The organism is Bifidobacterium hapali (assembly GCF_002259755.1).
GTDB classification, from domain to species: domain Bacteria; phylum Actinomycetota; class Actinomycetes; order Actinomycetales; family Bifidobacteriaceae; genus Bifidobacterium; species Bifidobacterium hapali.
On the sequence record NZ_MWWY01000005.1, the window covers coordinates 1 to 13,742 of the forward strand.

15 protein-coding genes are annotated in these 13,742 nt (G+C 51.7%); 6 read left to right on the top strand and 9 right to left on the bottom strand.

Annotation, left to right across the window (positions count from 1 at the left end; translation table 11 throughout):
• A partial coding sequence (locus BHAP_RS00665; RefSeq protein WP_211279653.1) for a transposase occupies positions 1-598 on the bottom strand: 598 nt, incomplete at its 3' end.
• A 274-nt stretch (positions 599-872) separates the two neighbouring features.
• Positions 873-2,291, bottom strand: coding sequence for an amino acid permease (locus BHAP_RS00670; RefSeq protein WP_094728649.1), 1,419 nt, complete (start codon positions 2,289-2,291; stop codon positions 873-875).
• 300 nt (positions 2,292-2,591) lie between these two features.
• On the opposite strand from BHAP_RS00670, the gene alr reads away from it, so the two are divergent.
• Together alr and BHAP_RS00680 are read left to right on the top strand one after the other, a co-directional pair.
• Positions 2,592-3,950, top strand: a complete 1,359-nt coding sequence (gene alr, locus BHAP_RS00675) for an alanine racemase (RefSeq protein ID WP_094728651.1) — start codon at positions 2,592-2,594, stop codon at positions 3,948-3,950.
• Between the two features lie 113 nt (positions 3,951-4,063).
• Positions 4,064-4,462, top strand: a complete 399-nt coding sequence (locus BHAP_RS00680) for a Fur family transcriptional regulator (protein ID WP_094728653.1) — start codon at positions 4,064-4,066, stop codon at positions 4,460-4,462.
• A 161-nt stretch (positions 4,463-4,623) separates the two neighbouring features.
• Here BHAP_RS00680 and BHAP_RS00685 read toward each other — a convergent pair whose 3' ends face one another.
• From BHAP_RS00685 to rpmB, 6 genes are read right to left on the bottom strand one after another with little or no spacing between them, the layout of a single operon-like run.
• Positions 4,624-6,243, bottom strand: coding sequence for a metal ABC transporter substrate-binding protein (locus BHAP_RS00685; protein WP_094728655.1), 1,620 nt, complete (start codon positions 6,241-6,243; stop codon positions 4,624-4,626).
• A 60-nt stretch (positions 6,244-6,303) separates the two neighbouring features.
• The gene (gene rpmF / locus BHAP_RS00690) at positions 6,304-6,471 is read right to left on the bottom strand and encodes a 50S ribosomal protein L32 (RefSeq protein ID WP_094728657.1); all 168 of its coding nucleotides are present in this window, start codon (positions 6,469-6,471) and stop codon (positions 6,304-6,306) included.
• The gene (gene rpmJ, locus BHAP_RS00695; RefSeq protein ID WP_094728659.1) at positions 6,471-6,593 is read right to left on the bottom strand and encodes a 50S ribosomal protein L36; all 123 of its coding nucleotides are present in this window, start codon (positions 6,591-6,593) and stop codon (positions 6,471-6,473) included. The genes rpmF and rpmJ overlap by 1 nt, the downstream gene beginning before the upstream one ends.
• A gap of 41 nt (positions 6,594-6,634) precedes the next feature.
• Positions 6,635-6,940 (bottom strand): 30S ribosomal protein S14, encoded by a 306-nt coding sequence (gene rpsN, locus BHAP_RS00700; RefSeq protein WP_094728661.1) that lies wholly within the window; start codon positions 6,938-6,940, stop codon positions 6,635-6,637.
• A 20-nt stretch (positions 6,941-6,960) separates the two neighbouring features.
• On the bottom strand, positions 6,961-7,131 hold the full coding sequence (rpmG, locus tag BHAP_RS00705; RefSeq protein WP_094728663.1) for a 50S ribosomal protein L33: 171 nt from the start codon (positions 7,129-7,131) through the stop codon (positions 6,961-6,963).
• Between the two features lie 23 nt (positions 7,132-7,154).
• Positions 7,155-7,376 (bottom strand): 50S ribosomal protein L28, encoded by a 222-nt coding sequence (rpmB, locus tag BHAP_RS00710; protein ID WP_094728665.1) that lies wholly within the window; start codon positions 7,374-7,376, stop codon positions 7,155-7,157.
• Positions 7,377-7,723: 347 nt separating this feature from the next.
• Here rpmB and BHAP_RS11800 point away from each other — a divergent pair, with 347 nt between their 5' ends.
• Entirely contained in the window at positions 7,724-8,212 is a 489-nt protein-coding gene (locus tag BHAP_RS11800) for a hypothetical protein (RefSeq protein ID WP_244569192.1), read from the top strand.
• 161 nt (positions 8,213-8,373) lie between these two features.
• Entirely contained in the window at positions 8,374-9,297 is a 924-nt protein-coding gene (locus BHAP_RS00720) for a metal ABC transporter solute-binding protein (protein WP_094728669.1), read from the top strand.
• 244 nt (positions 9,298-9,541) lie between these two features.
• Here BHAP_RS00720 and BHAP_RS00725 read toward each other — a convergent pair whose 3' ends face one another.
• Positions 9,542-10,612, bottom strand: coding sequence for a LacI family DNA-binding transcriptional regulator (locus BHAP_RS00725; RefSeq protein ID WP_094728671.1), 1,071 nt, complete (start codon positions 10,610-10,612; stop codon positions 9,542-9,544).
• Between the two features lie 198 nt (positions 10,613-10,810).
• Here BHAP_RS00725 and BHAP_RS11965 point away from each other — a divergent pair, with 198 nt between their 5' ends.
• Both BHAP_RS11965 and BHAP_RS00730 read left to right on the top strand, forming a co-directional pair.
• Positions 10,811-10,936: a hypothetical protein gene (locus BHAP_RS11965; RefSeq protein ID WP_275542089.1), complete on the top strand. Its 126-nt coding sequence runs from the start codon at positions 10,811-10,813 to the stop codon at positions 10,934-10,936.
• 50 nt (positions 10,937-10,986) lie between these two features.
• Complete coding sequence (locus BHAP_RS00730) at positions 10,987-13,713, top strand: DUF5695 domain-containing protein (protein ID WP_094728673.1); 2,727 nt, start codon at positions 10,987-10,989, stop codon at positions 13,711-13,713.
• Positions 13,714-13,742: the final 29 nt, after the last annotated feature.

Sequence of the window (13,742 nt, forward strand, 5' to 3'; positions counted from 1 at the left end):
TCATACCCTCGGCCACAGAAAGCACCTCCCGACGACCATCCATACCAACACCGATAGCAACCAGCACGCTCACGTTCTCGACCGAACCACCCCAGCAGCGCTTGTGCCATACGCCGTCCATGAACACGTACGCATACTCCTGCACCAGCGGACGCTCCCGCCACGCGTCGATATCCGCGTAGATGCGCTTGAGCTTGTCGCTCAGAGTCTGCGAGGGCATGCGATCACCCCACAACAATTGGCTGACATCATCAACCTGACGCGTGGACACGCCCGCCAGATACATGTCAATCAGCGCCTCCTCGACGCTCTCCTCGCGCCGCCGGTAACGCTCGATCACGGCCGACTCGAACACCGCGCCCTTCAGTTTCGGTACCTTCAGGCTCATTTTCCCGGCCTTGACGGTCAGATCACGCTTGTAATGGCCGGCCCGGTACGCCTTGCGATCCCCGCTGCGCTCGTAACGGGCGGCGCCCGTGATCTCGTCGGCCTCGGCGTCGAGCATTGCGTTCAACGTCTCCTCGACGCTTCTACGGACCATCCGGTCCAGGGTGGTCTCCAACATGGCCTGGTCGACCTGTAGAATCTGCTGTGACATGGCTTCGTGCCCTCTTTCCAATCGCGATTTGTTTTGTTTGGCGACAGAAAATCGTACACAGGACACGAGCCATGCCCTTTCATCTCAAGCCCAAGCCAAAGTGCGCAAAATTTCGGGCCTTATCTTTTTATGTGATTTTGACATGTTTTTTGATGTCATGTGTATATATAAGGTACATATAACAAAGTGGGGGGTATCTCTTGAATGAAGAGATACCCCCCCACTAGAGGTCATGTGTTAATGCATGAATCCGGTTATTGTGCGTTATTGTCCGCTATTGTGCGTTGAGCTTGGAGCGCTTACGGCTGTACGCGAAGTACACGACTAAGCCAAGTCCGAACCAAATCGCGAACCGTAGCCATGTCTCCCAGTTAAGTCCGGCAATCAACACAAAGCAGAACACGATCGCGCAAATCGGCGTAAACGGTACAAGTGGCGCGCGGAATCCACGATGCGCATCCGGCTGAGTCTTGCGCATCCACAAAATACCAGCCGACACGATAATGAACGCCGAAAGAGTACCAATATTCACCAGCTCAAAGAGGATATTGATATTAATAAAACCGCCAGCAAACGCAGTGAGCAAGCCGAAGAACCACGTACCCTTGAACGGCGTGCGATACTTCGGATGCACATCGCCGAACAGCTTCGGGAACAGTCCGTCGCGGCTCATCGCATAGCAAATACGCGACTGACCGTACAGTTGCACCAACATCACTGTGGTCATGCCGATGAGTGCGCCGAGGTTGACGATAAACGCAAGCCAGTTCATACCGGTCGCGAGAATCACGCCAGCCACCGGTGCATCGATGAACTTCGCAAACTCCTGATATGGCACTACGCCGGTCATAATGAGCGTCATGATAATGTACAGCACCGTCGACACGGCCAGCGACAACAGAATGCCCTTCGGCAGTGTCTTGTTTGGATTCACGGTTTCCTCAGCAGACGACGACACTGCGTCGAATCCAATAAAACTGAAGAATACGATCGACGCAGCCGGCACAATACCGTACGGCTGAGTCGAACCGGGCTGGAACGTGTACACGCCGTACGGGGAGAACGGCTTCCAGTTTTCCGGATTGACATACCAGATAGTGCACACAATAAACAGCACGATGATCGCGAGCTTGATCATCACCATGATGTCGTTGGTTTTCTTCGTCTGATTGATACCGATTGACAGTACCCACGTAATAATGAGTACAATCACGAAACCGGGCAGATTGAAATACGTGGTCACGCCCGGCGTTGTGCCATACGCGGCGGTTAGCTCGACCGGTAAACTGAGGCCGAATCCTTCAAGCAGCTTATTAAAATAGCCAGCCCATCCGGCAGATACGGTAGCAGCTTGCAGTGCATATTCGAGAATCAAATCCCATCCGATCACAAACGCGATGAGTTCACCGAATGCCAGATATGAGTACGAGTATGCAGAGCCGGAAACCGGTGCCATCGAGGCGAATTCTGCGTAGCATAGTCCTGCGAAACCGCAGCAGATGGCGGCAAGCAGGAATGAAACAGACAAGGCCGGGCCAGCAGTAAGTGCACCTTTACCAGTGAGCACGAAAATACCGGTGCCGATAATCGCGCCGATACCGAGCATCGTCAGATCGAACGTGTGCATCGTACGTTTTAATGGAGTGGATTCAGCGACCAGCTGATCCACCGATTTTTTGCGAAAAAGATCCATGAGTCTTCTCTCAATACGGTATGGATGTGGGCTGGACCGGACGGTTTTCCGGGACCCCGGCACGCCTCAACGCCGGGAATCAGAATTCGTGTCGAACAAGTGCGCGTGAAAATACGTTACGGCACTGCGAACGAATGGTGACCAGTGTATGACTGTGCCGTGGACAAGCGCTTGCTATTTGTGGGATTTGTCTCGCGTGGTGGGACGAGTGGTGGAATCGATAGTGGGATGCGTGATGGATGTGTAAATGGCGTGTAGACCGTCACTCATTCGTCATTGTGCCGCGTCACAATAGGGTCCATGACTTTGAGTGCAGTATCGAATTGGCAGTTTTCATCACCGGCTGGCGAAGCGAATTATCAAGCCGCTCGTCGACGTTACCCGGCACAGGCCATCGTCGACCTCGCCGCATTACGCGACAATATGCGTCATTTAGTGGATGTGGTCGGCGGCCCGAACTCGGGCACTGCGGTTATGGGCGTGGTGAAGGCCGACGCGTACGGGCACGGATTGCTGCCGACTGCGCTGGCTGCGCTCGCGGGAGGTGCAACATGGCTGGGCACAGCGCAATCGCATGAAGCACTGCTACTGCGTAAACTCGGTATCAGACCGGAACGTTGTCATATTTTAACGTGGGTCTATAACGGCCTTGAAGTGCCGTTTGACGAGCTGATTGACAACGATATCGACGTGTCAGTTGGCTCTCTGCCGGGCATTGATGCGGTTGCTGCCGCGGCTCGCAAACTCGGCAAAACCGCGCGTGTGCATGTGAAGGTCGACTCTGGATTCGGGCGTAACGGGTTTACTGAAGAATCGTTTGATGCGGCGCTTGCCAAGTTGGTTCCGCTTGCTAAAGAAGGTGTGCTCGATATTGTCGGCCAGTGGAGTCATCTTGCGGTCGCTGACTCGCCGGATGTGCCTGAGTTTGTCGCTTCCACGGATCGGCAGATCGAAAACTTCAAAGCGTTCACCGCGCGCATGGAGAAAGCTGGTATTGCCCCGCGTATTCGTCATTTGGCCAACACTGCTGCGACACTTGATCGTCCGGAAATTCACTTTGAACTCACGCGACCGGGCATTGGCTTGTACGGTTACGAGCCAGACCCGGCGATGGGAACGCCGCGCGACTGGCATTTGAAGCCTGCGATGACCTTGCAAGCGCAGCTTGGCACGGTTAAGCATATTGATAAGGGTCACGGCATTTCGTATGGTCGCACGTATCTGACGCCCGACAATACGTCCACTGCGATCGTTCCGCTCGGTTATGCGGATGGTATCCACCGTTCCGCATCTGGCTTTGATATGCAAGGTGCCAAGCATATTGAAAAACTCGGCGGACCGGTGCGTGTGATGACTACAGATGGTCCGAAACTGTATCGAGTCTCGGGACGCGTGTGCATGGACCAATTCATGATCGACTTGCACGGCTCGTGCGATGCGCTCGGCGTACATGAGGGCGATACGGTTGAACTGTTCGGGCCGGGACGTGGCGAATCGTTTGCTGAGCCGACTGCGGACGATTGGGCTCGCGCTGCGGACACGATCAGCTACGAAATTTTCACCTGTCTTCGCAATCGTATTCCGCGGTTGTACCTGCATGCGGCTGACGTACTGTCGTCGGATGATCTCGCCAAGCTTGACCAGACGAGTCTGCTGTAGTCCTTGCATATTACGACCGACGTTATTATCATTAGTCAATTGTTAATGATAATAACGTCGGTGTGCGCACGGCTGCACGCACGTATCGCCGGCCATATTGCGAGGAGTACACCATGACGGCAAACGGGGGAGTGGAGCGGCATACTAGGCAGAAAGACGCTGTGCTGCGTCAATTGCGCGGGTGCGATGATTTTGTTTCTGCACAAGAATTGCATCGTAAACTCGATGATGAGGGAACGAGAATCGGATTGGCGACAGTGTATCGTCAACTTAATGCGCTCGCTGATTCTGGCGCGGCTGACACGATTCGTCTCGATGGTCAGCAACTGTTTCGTTTGTGTGGCGATGACGGGCATCACCATCACTTGGTGTGCCGCAAATGCGGGAAAACCGTTGAAATCGATCCGCCGAGCGAAGCGTGGCTGCGCAAGATTGCCACGCAACACGGATTCACCGTTGAATCTCACACGCTCGAGGTCTTCGGCCTATGCCCCGACTGTCGAAAGAGCTGAATCTTTTTTGCGCGTCTTTAATTGCAGAACGAGCTGAATAGACCGTATCGTGGCTCCCCTTGTCAGGGGAGCCACGATACGGGCCACTTGACGAGCCGCGAATTAATAACGGAATTTATAGCGTATTAATAACGCAGTCCACTAACCTCAGTCTCAGTTGATTAATGCGCCAGCATTTCGGTGGCTACTTCCTCCTTGCTGAGCGATGCTGGATAATATGTGGGCCAGTTGTCCATTTCCTTGAGGGTTTCCTCCTGTGAAGAATTGCCCATGAAAATGTGGAAGTGTGCAGACTTGCCCGGTGCAATGCCGTGATCGGAGAACTGCACGACTTTCGGCGCGCCTTCGGGCACGTCGCCAGTTGCAGTGAACAGGAATCGCACGCCACGGTTACCCTTGGCATAGTCGAGAATCTTGAATCCATCGTACTGATACGTGGCGGTCGCAGTTGTCTCTCCACGAGTGAAACTTATCTGATTGCCTGTGATGACGATCTTGTCTACATCGGTTTTGTAGCCGGTGTCGTAGTACTTCTTGTACTCTTCGGCGGTCATATCGCCTTTCTTGGCTTTTGCTTCCATCACTGTATCGAGCGTACCGTCTTGAAGATACGGGTATACGGACTGCCATTCGCCTTCGTAGTCAGCCAGCGAACGGTCGGCAACATCTTGTGTGAGGAAGAAACCGTTCATAGTGTCGGTGGCCAGCGCTTGCTTGGCAATCAGCGTGAGCCATCCCAGTAGCGTCGACTGATTCTCTGGAAGCTGCTCAGTGGCGGAGATGATCGTCTTATTGCTGGACAGTGCCGCTTCGTTGAGTTTCTTGGCGAAACTGCCCATTTCTTGCGGGTTGACGACCAAGATATCCACGTCGTCACTGGCAACAATATCCATCGCGTTTTTGAGATCGGCGGCAGATGGCTCTGCTTCACTGTTCATCGCGTTCGTGTATGTTTCGGGAGTCTTGTCGACTGCACCGATGTAATCGAGTAGATAACTGATGATCGACTCGGTGGCCACGTAGTTGCGTGTCACTCCGGCTGCGCGGCCCTTATTCACTAGGGCAACGAAATCAGCGTATTCGCCATTCCACTCGTTGAAATGACGTTGCACAGTGGCCGCGGTCTTCGAGTTCTCACTGGCTTCGGCCATGTACGCATCGTTGATCGCCTCGGCTGCTTTCAAGACTGCTTCAGGATTGAACCACACATGCGGATTCGTGGAACCGTGGTGATGATGGTGGTGACCTTCTTCGCCTTCCTCATGTTCGTGGGAGTGCTCTTCAGTAGCGGTAATACCCATGAGATCGCCCACATTGATGATGCGCTGCTTCTTCTCGTCGAGCTGTGCTTTTTCAGCCCAGCCATCATAGCCGGCACCGTTGAGTACAACCACATCGGCTTTGGCGAGTTTAGCAAGATCTGCTGCAGTCGCCTCATAGTCATGCGGATCGGCGGAGGTTGTGTTGATCAGTGACGTGACCTTTGCACATGAGCCGCCAAGCTGCTGGGCGAGCGAGCCCCACTGGTTGACTGAGGCAACCACGGTAAACGTCGTATCGCAAGAATCTTCATTAGTATGCGCTGTCGCGATGGCGTTGTTATTGCGTGTTGAGGATGAGCTATTTGGATGAATGAACGCGATTGCTCCGATAATGAGACCGGCGAGAATCGCTCCGACAATGAATGCAACAATGATGTTGATTGTATTGTTGCGACGATTGACGTTTGGATCTGTTGCGTTGGCGGTTGGTGCGGGCTGACTGGTGTTGGTATCGGTCATGTCCGTTTCTTCTTTCTACCTGTTATTTGGTGGATTGTGTTGTTAGTAACGATTGATTCGTTACGGCTTGATATACCCTTTGCGCACGGCTGCAGCGAGATTCTGCGGCACTTGCGTGGTTTTCCCTTCTGGAGTTGTTACGGTGACGAGTTGCGGGGTCGTCGCCTTCCAATTAGCTCGACGGGAACGGGTATGTGACCGTGAGGTCCGGTATTTTGGCAGTGCCATTAGCCTTGCCTCGCTTTCCAATGCGGATTCTTCTTGTTGATGACGTAGATATGCCCTCGCCGGCGCACGACGTAGGAACCGTCCTTGCGGACCAGTGAGCGAACGGATGATTTGACCTTCATTGTTGTTTCCTTATTAATCGATTACCTGCCGCTGCTGGCGGTCACCAACTGGATTTCACAACGCCGGGCAGTTCGCCTTTGTGTGCTTTTTCACGCAAATTGATGCGAGAAAGTCCAAATTTACGATTGAATGCTCGCGGTCGTCCGTCTGCGGTGTCGCGATTGCGTAGACGTGTCGGGCTTGCGTCGCGGGGGAGAGCATGCAGTTTGCGCATGGCTTCGGCACGCTCTTCGAGACTCAGATGTGGGTTGATACTGTCCCGCTTGTATTGCGTGCGGCGCTCGGCGTATTTCGCCACGATGCATTCGCGTTGCCGTTGCTTGGCAATTTTGCTGGTTTTGGCCATGATATTGCTTTCCGTGTTGTTTATCGGGTTTCCTTAAATGGCACCCGTTTGCGTATGACTGGATCGAATTTGATGAGTTCAAGCCGGTCTGGTGTGTTGCGTCGGTTTTTGGTGGTGGTGTAGGTGAAACCGGTTCCTGCTGTGGATCGCAGTGTGATGACTGGTCGGTTCACTGATGCTTTGCCTGCCATATGTCGTTACTACTTTCTGTGATTTATCGGTCGATGCGATTAAGTGCTGCTTCGATGCCGATGTGATCAATGGTTTTGATGCCTTTGACGCTGAGTGTCAAGGTGACGGTGCGACCTAATGAAGGGACCCAGTACCGTTTCGTTTGCAGGTTCGGAGCAAATGTTCGTTTGGTTTTCCTATGTGAATGTGAGACGCGATTGCCAGTTGAGGCATGCGTGCCCAGAATTTGACATTGTTTTGACATGATTAGATACTATACTCCATAATGAGAATCATTATCAAAACAGAAAGGTTCGTATGATGCATCCTGCATTGCAATCATTAAGAAACGCCGACGTGACCACGGGGGTGGTGTTGCTTACTGGAGTCGATCGGTTGAGTCTAGATGCGGCTGTGTTCTCGCTGATGGATTCATGTCCAAGTGCCTGTTCGATTGTGTATGATGTGTGTGCGAATGATGACGCGGAATGTGGTCTGGATATTGTTCGTCGCATTGGCTTACCACTATCTAATGAGCTATCTCACTGTGCGAATGATGCTCCGGCTCGTGTAGAGACAATGCAAGTATCGGATTGTTGCTTAAGTTGCACAGTGAAGCATGATGTTGGGCGCATGTTGGAGATTTTGCATGATGTCGCTGATGCATTTTTAGTGGTATTGCCAGTTGGTCTTGAGGCAATACCGGTTATGCAGTATTTAGATGATATGTTTCAACTGGGCGCATGGGGCGAGTCAATGGCGGTATCTGCTATTGGCAATGTTGTCGGTTTGGATGCGTTTGAAGAGCGTTTTTTCGATGATGATCGTCTGCTGCTATGTGGGGTTACTGAGGACGATGCGGTGTTTGATGAACGATCAACGGGTGCGGTGGTCTCTCGTCTGATTCATGAAGCTTCGCATGTGCTCGAATTGCCGGTGATTGGCAGTGGATGTCTGGCAAGACATGTTGATGCGGATGAGACTTGCGATTGTCGCGGCATCATCCGTTCGATTGCGGCGAATGATGCTGTGGTGTGTCCTGATGTTCATGATCTCGTTCTGATGGATTTGGTAAGGCCTGTGATTGCAAGTGGTGTATAGCGATGATTGTCAGGTGACGACACGCCACGACAACAGATAATGATAACGAATCTCATTATGGTGTATAGTGTGTGGTTGGTTGAACGAACACCACACGATATGGCGATTCGTACCAAAGAATGCCAGACGGTTCATACGCAATCGTCATAGAGAGGAACATCATGAATACCACAATCCGCCAGATCGCAACGCGCATTACTGCCGTCGCGGTCGCAAGTCTCGCTGCAATCTCGTTAGCTGCATGCGGCTCGGAGTCAGCATCATCCAGTAGCGACGCATCCAATGCATCAGCCACGAACGGCACGATCGAGGTTGTAGCTTCCATTAACCAGTGGGGTTCCGTGGCCAAGGATCTCGGCGGCGACCATGTCAACGTCACCAACATCATGACCAAGACCAACGTTGAAGCACACGACTACGAGCCAACCAGCCAGGATGTTGCGAAATTCGGCAAAGCTGCGGTCGCTGTCGTCAACGGTGCAGACTACGACCCGTGGGCGTCCAAAGCTGCCGGTTCCACTAAAGCTACACTGGTAGACGCAGCCGAAACCGCCGGTATCAAGGAAGGTGACAATCCGCACGTCTGGTTCTCCGCCAAGGTGCGCAATGCCACGGCCGGCGCCATCACCGCCGCCTACCAGAAGGCCGATCCTGAGCACAAGGATGACTACACCAAGCTCAACAAGGACTGGCATGCCAAGGAAGACGAGCTCGAATCCAAGATCAAGGATGCATCCGCAACAACCAAGGGCCTGCCATATGCTGCGACTGAATCGGTTGCATGGTATCTGGCCGACGATCTCGGCATGAGTGACGCCACTCCAACCGGTTATGCGCAAGCCTCTGCCAACGAAAGTGAACCGACTCCGGCGGATATTAAAGACTTCCAAGATGCGCTGAAGGCTGGCTCTATCAAGATGCTTGTCTTCAACTCGCAGGAAGCTAACTCGACTACTGACCAGATCACTAGCGCTGCTAAAAGCGCCAACGTGCCGATTATCGAACTCACTGAGCAGATGCCGGCTGAGTACGATAACCTGCTCGACTGGATGGGTTCGCTTGTCGACCAGTTCGATCAAGCGTGATCTGCGCGTCTCGGCACTGCGCTGTAAGCCTGATTTCGCGCCAAAAAAGCTATGATGCCGAGACTATATCAAGACTTCGGGCTGTCAGTCTGGCCGATATGGCATTGCCCAAGTGCGGGCATTATCGCACGCACCTGCTGTATTGACTAGTTCTTCTTCTGACAGTCCGATTGCACTGGTGGGGTGCACCCGTATATCAGCGGGTGCACCCCACCATGTGTTTGCGCAAGCAACTACAGTGATTTCAGCCTCGGGGGATAGTTGATTCTCGTTGTACTAGTGAGCAAGGAACGTATTCCACACCGTGATGCGGTTTGTGATTAATAGCGTCAAGTAGAGCGCGTGCGGCACGATGTCCGATCTGTTCGAGGTTGTTGTCGACAGTGGTTAGTGGTGGCGCGCTTCCCAAACTCACATTCATCCAGTTGTCATGACCAACAACTGCCACATCGCGTGGAATAGACAATCCTCGTTCTTTGAGTGCGTCAAGGCAGCCACGAGCTATGACATCGCTCTGGCAGATCACTGCGTCGAAGTCGACGCCCTGATCGAGCAGCATACGCGTAGCAGCGCGTCCCCACGGTTCAGACCAGTCGGAAAAACGTACTGGTCCTGCCGGTTCAAGTCCGGCTTCGTGTAGTGCCGCTGTGTATCCTTCAAGTCGGTCAAGCGCAGCTTTACCTGAAGCGGTAGCCTTTTGATCACCGCCAATGATGGCGATTTTGCTGCGTCCACACGATAACAAGTGTTCGACAACCATTCGTCCTGCGCCAACATTGTCGCTGGTGATAGAACAGTCGTCAGAGTTGGTAGAGGGTGCGTACGCATACACTGCAGGAATGCCATTAGGTATGATCATTGGTGTACGAGGGGTGGTTTTGTCATTGATAAGGATAATGCCATCAACGTTGCGCGATAGCAGATAATCGAGATGATTCCGCTCAAGTGTTGCATCGCCTCGCGCATTGGCCAGTAGCACGGTGTTTGATGCTGCACCCAATTCATCTTCTGCGCCGATGAGGATTGGCGTACAGAACATGCCTTGGAAATCAGAAGTAATTGCTCCAATTGAATTGGATTTACCGGAAATAAGTGACTGTGCAAATGTGTTAGGAACGTAGGATAACTGGAGGGCAGCTGCTTGCACGCGGACTCGCGTATCAGCGTTGACTTTCGGTTGCCCATTGAGCGCTTTAGATGCTGTTGCCACAGATACACCGGCTAGTGTCGCCACATCTTTGAGCGTGGCTTTCGTCTGTTCTGACGATGTCGTGGCCGCACTGTTAATGGGGACTGGTGGTTGTGACAATGCCATATATGGTTCACCTTGGTTTCGTCGCTTATTTGGACAGTATTGATCTCGTCCAAACATGAACTCGGTATGTTCGAAAATATAATACCAGTTAGTGATAAGGTTTTCTCCTTTATAGCATTATTTTCTGGGCGAACGCGTAGATGTATGTGTTTCTTGAATGCGTGTTGAGCTTGTTGTGATGAAATATATGGCTATATCGTGGGCGATCCTGCTTTTGCAATCGCCTTAGAGATTGGCTATATGCAACGGCTTTTTGCACAAAAGAGAAAAGATGAAAAATATTTCTCTGGAGTTGACAGCCTGCTTGCTTTTGGTTATATTTAGTAGCGAAAAGGTTTTCACTAATACTCTACTCATTGGTGAGGTGCACAATAATGTCACACATTGATAATGTCGTGATCAACGATGAGCGCGATGTCCGGTCAATTTCTCATGAAACGATTGACCGCTTGTCTCTAGCGGATCATTCGCTGATTTGGAATGCAGGCCCAATGCGCGCTCAATATGACTTTGATCGTGGTGGATGGATTTCGATCACTGCTCCAAGCGATCCTTCAAGGGCTAATTTCTTGTTATCTCCTCAAGAATTTCCTGAGTATGACCGTCCCGGTGATTCACGGTGGTTTGGTACGGTTGTAGTTGATGTGCGTGACGAGCATGACATTATCCATACCGTTGTGTTGTCTGGTAGCAATACCGTTCGCTATCGTGATGAGTCGTCAATAGAAGTGCTTTGCCCAGCTAGTGATGCAACGCTTGGATTATCGGCGGTTCATCGCTTTAGCTTGGGGAACGATGCCGTGTCATGGCATGTTGACATACACAATGAGTCGGGCCATACACTCGACATTATGCGTATTGGCGTACCGCTGCCGATGGACCAATTCTTCCGTGATGGCGATCAGTTCAAATATGAGTGCAATGTCCTCAGACATGCGTGCATTATCGGATATAACTCATGGCTATATTGGCAAAAAGCTGGAGGCGCCATGCCTATCCTGCTCTTCAAGGCGATGGGCGACACTTCGGTGATGAATTATGCAGTTGGCGATGCTCAGTCACCGTGGGGACCGCGCGCAGGTGCAGGGAAAACGTTTGAAGGACTGTACACGATCTATGTTGCCAATCGTTTAACTGATAGTACTGATGCTGGCAGTATGCGCATGGCTGATGGAACGTCATATGAGTATGACTTCCGTTTTGGTATGGCGACAAGCCATGATGACGCAGAACGTTGGCTGTCGGATGCAGGTGGGTTCTTCTTGCGCGCTGAGCCTGGTATGACGTTGCCTGTTGGACAGGCTGGACATGTCACGATTGTGAGCGGTTCTCGGCCGCAGTTGCGCACTGAAGATGAGCAGGATGTAATTGGTCGCATCGTACAAACTGGAGAATATCTCTGGCAAGCTGATGTGACGCTTGGTGGATATGGTCGTCGCGGTCTGCTGGTGGGAATCAATGGACGCGAATCGCGCATTGAATTCTGGGGTATTGAACGTCCTGAGGCAATTTATCAGAACCATACTAATTTTATTTCTCGCAATCAGTGGGAGACTGATACATCAGATCCGTGCTATCACGGTTTACTGATGTGGGATATGGTTGATCGTCATCGTATTAATTCGTCGTATAATCCGCATGAGCCAAACTGGATGGCGGGTGGTAGCGATGACATTGGCTTAACGCCAGGTTTGTTGCTGTCTGAATGGAATGTGTATCGTCCGAGCGAAGCACAGATACGAGTATTGGCTGGGTACTGTGATGATTTCATTCGTGATCGGCTGACTGAACAGCCTGGATATAAAGTACACCGTATGGTGCCGTGGTTCGAGATGTTCGAGCCGTGGGGAGGTCTCGGTGTCGATGATGTATGGCGTGCTTACAACTACGTTCATGTGGTAAACACGTTGTACAACATGTATCGCATTGCGACAATGTATCGTGCACAATATCCGTGGTTACATGAGCCTTCTCACTATTTGGTTGAGGCATATCGTTATGCGGTTGCTATGTTCTCGTACTGGATGTTCCCAGATGGTGAGGGTGCAGACCGATATGCGAATATGGGCGAAGGCGTGATGGCGTTACATCTGTCTGCAGCACTCAAGCGTGAAGGATTTGCGCAGGAAGCCGCACAGCTGTCTGGGCTAGTCAACAAGAAGGCTCGATACTTCGCGGCAAAATCATATCCATTTGGCTCAGAAATGGCTTTTGACTCTACTGCATATGAAACGGTGTATGCCTACGGTAAGGTTATCGGCGACGAACGGGTTATGCGTGGAGCGATGACAGCTGCATTGTCTAACCGTGGTCGTCAGCCGTTCTGGCAACTGTATATGACTGACTTACGCGGCTGCGGCGACAGCAGTTGGAATGTGAGCTATATGACCCAGCTGGGTGCGTGGACGATATATGACTGGGCTCTTGAGTGTCGTCATGCAGATCCTGAGTTACTGCGTGCGTGGTATGCCTCATATCTCGCTGGCTTCTCAATTTACAATTCTGGTGGATATTTATCTGATGATCCTCGCAATGCTGGTGCATCAGGATGGATTTTTGAGAATCGATATGGCGATGCGACGTCAACGCAAGATCGTCCTCGACTGTTGAAAGGTGTGGTTCCTGAATCTGGTGAAAGCGCACTGGGATATTTCGGTGGTCTACTTATTTCGGCGTCGGCTGTATATCGTGAGTGCGACGATGAAGGATGTGGCTGTGATACGGCCGATGGTCGTTCACCGTTGCTGTCGCTAGGTTGCTCGTTGCAAATTCGTGACGGTGGCTATACGGTAACGCCACAAGATGGTTTGCGAATTCGTTTCTTTGATACAGTTCATGACTGGGCGGTTACTTTACAGCGTGATGCACTTACTGAAGTAGCGTATGACGAGACTTGTAATGCGATTACATTGCAGATCGAAAATGTCACTGTAGACGCTCATACGGCAGTGATTCGTGTACGAGTTGCGCAGCCAGCATCGTATGAGGTACGAGTAAATAACGCGGCGCCAAGTATTGCCGAGATTGGTGATCAGTGGACTGATCTCGAATTATCGATCGCATCGCCGAACGTACAGGTTTCACTGGTAAAGGTGAAGTAATACTGATCGTGGTCTGATCGTGGTCGTGA

What these genes read in the sequence shown, in the direction of transcription:
- BHAP_RS00670 (WP_094728649.1), bottom strand. Translation starts at nt 2,291, where the DNA reads ATGGATCTTTTTCGCAAAAAATCGGTGGATCAGCTGGTCGCTGAATCC.
- alr (WP_094728651.1), top strand. Translation starts at nt 2,592, where the DNA reads ATGACTTTGAGTGCAGTATCGAATTGGCAGTTTTCATCACCGGCTGGC.
- BHAP_RS00680 (WP_094728653.1), top strand. Translation starts at nt 4,064, where the DNA reads ATGACGGCAAACGGGGGAGTGGAGCGGCATACTAGGCAGAAAGACGCT.
- BHAP_RS00685 (WP_094728655.1), bottom strand. Translation starts at nt 6,243, where the DNA reads ATGACCGATACCAACACCAGTCAGCCCGCACCAACCGCCAACGCAACA.
- rpmF (WP_094728657.1), bottom strand. Translation starts at nt 6,471, where the DNA reads ATGGCACTGCCAAAATACCGGACCTCACGGTCACATACCCGTTCCCGT.
- rpmJ (WP_094728659.1), bottom strand. Translation starts at nt 6,593, where the DNA reads ATGAAGGTCAAATCATCCGTTCGCTCACTGGTCCGCAAGGACGGTTCC.
- rpsN (WP_094728661.1), bottom strand. Translation starts at nt 6,940, where the DNA reads ATGGCCAAAACCAGCAAAATTGCCAAGCAACGGCAACGCGAATGCATC.
- rpmG (WP_094728663.1), bottom strand. Translation starts at nt 7,131, where the DNA reads ATGGCAGGCAAAGCATCAGTGAACCGACCAGTCATCACACTGCGATCC.
- rpmB (WP_094728665.1), bottom strand. Translation starts at nt 7,376, where the DNA reads ATGTCAAAACAATGTCAAATTCTGGGCACGCATGCCTCAACTGGCAAT.
- BHAP_RS00720 (WP_094728669.1), top strand. Translation starts at nt 8,374, where the DNA reads ATGAATACCACAATCCGCCAGATCGCAACGCGCATTACTGCCGTCGCG.
- BHAP_RS00725 (WP_094728671.1), bottom strand. Translation starts at nt 10,612, where the DNA reads ATGGCATTGTCACAACCACCAGTCCCCATTAACAGTGCGGCCACGACA.
- BHAP_RS00730 (WP_094728673.1), top strand. Translation starts at nt 10,987, where the DNA reads ATGTCACACATTGATAATGTCGTGATCAACGATGAGCGCGATGTCCGG.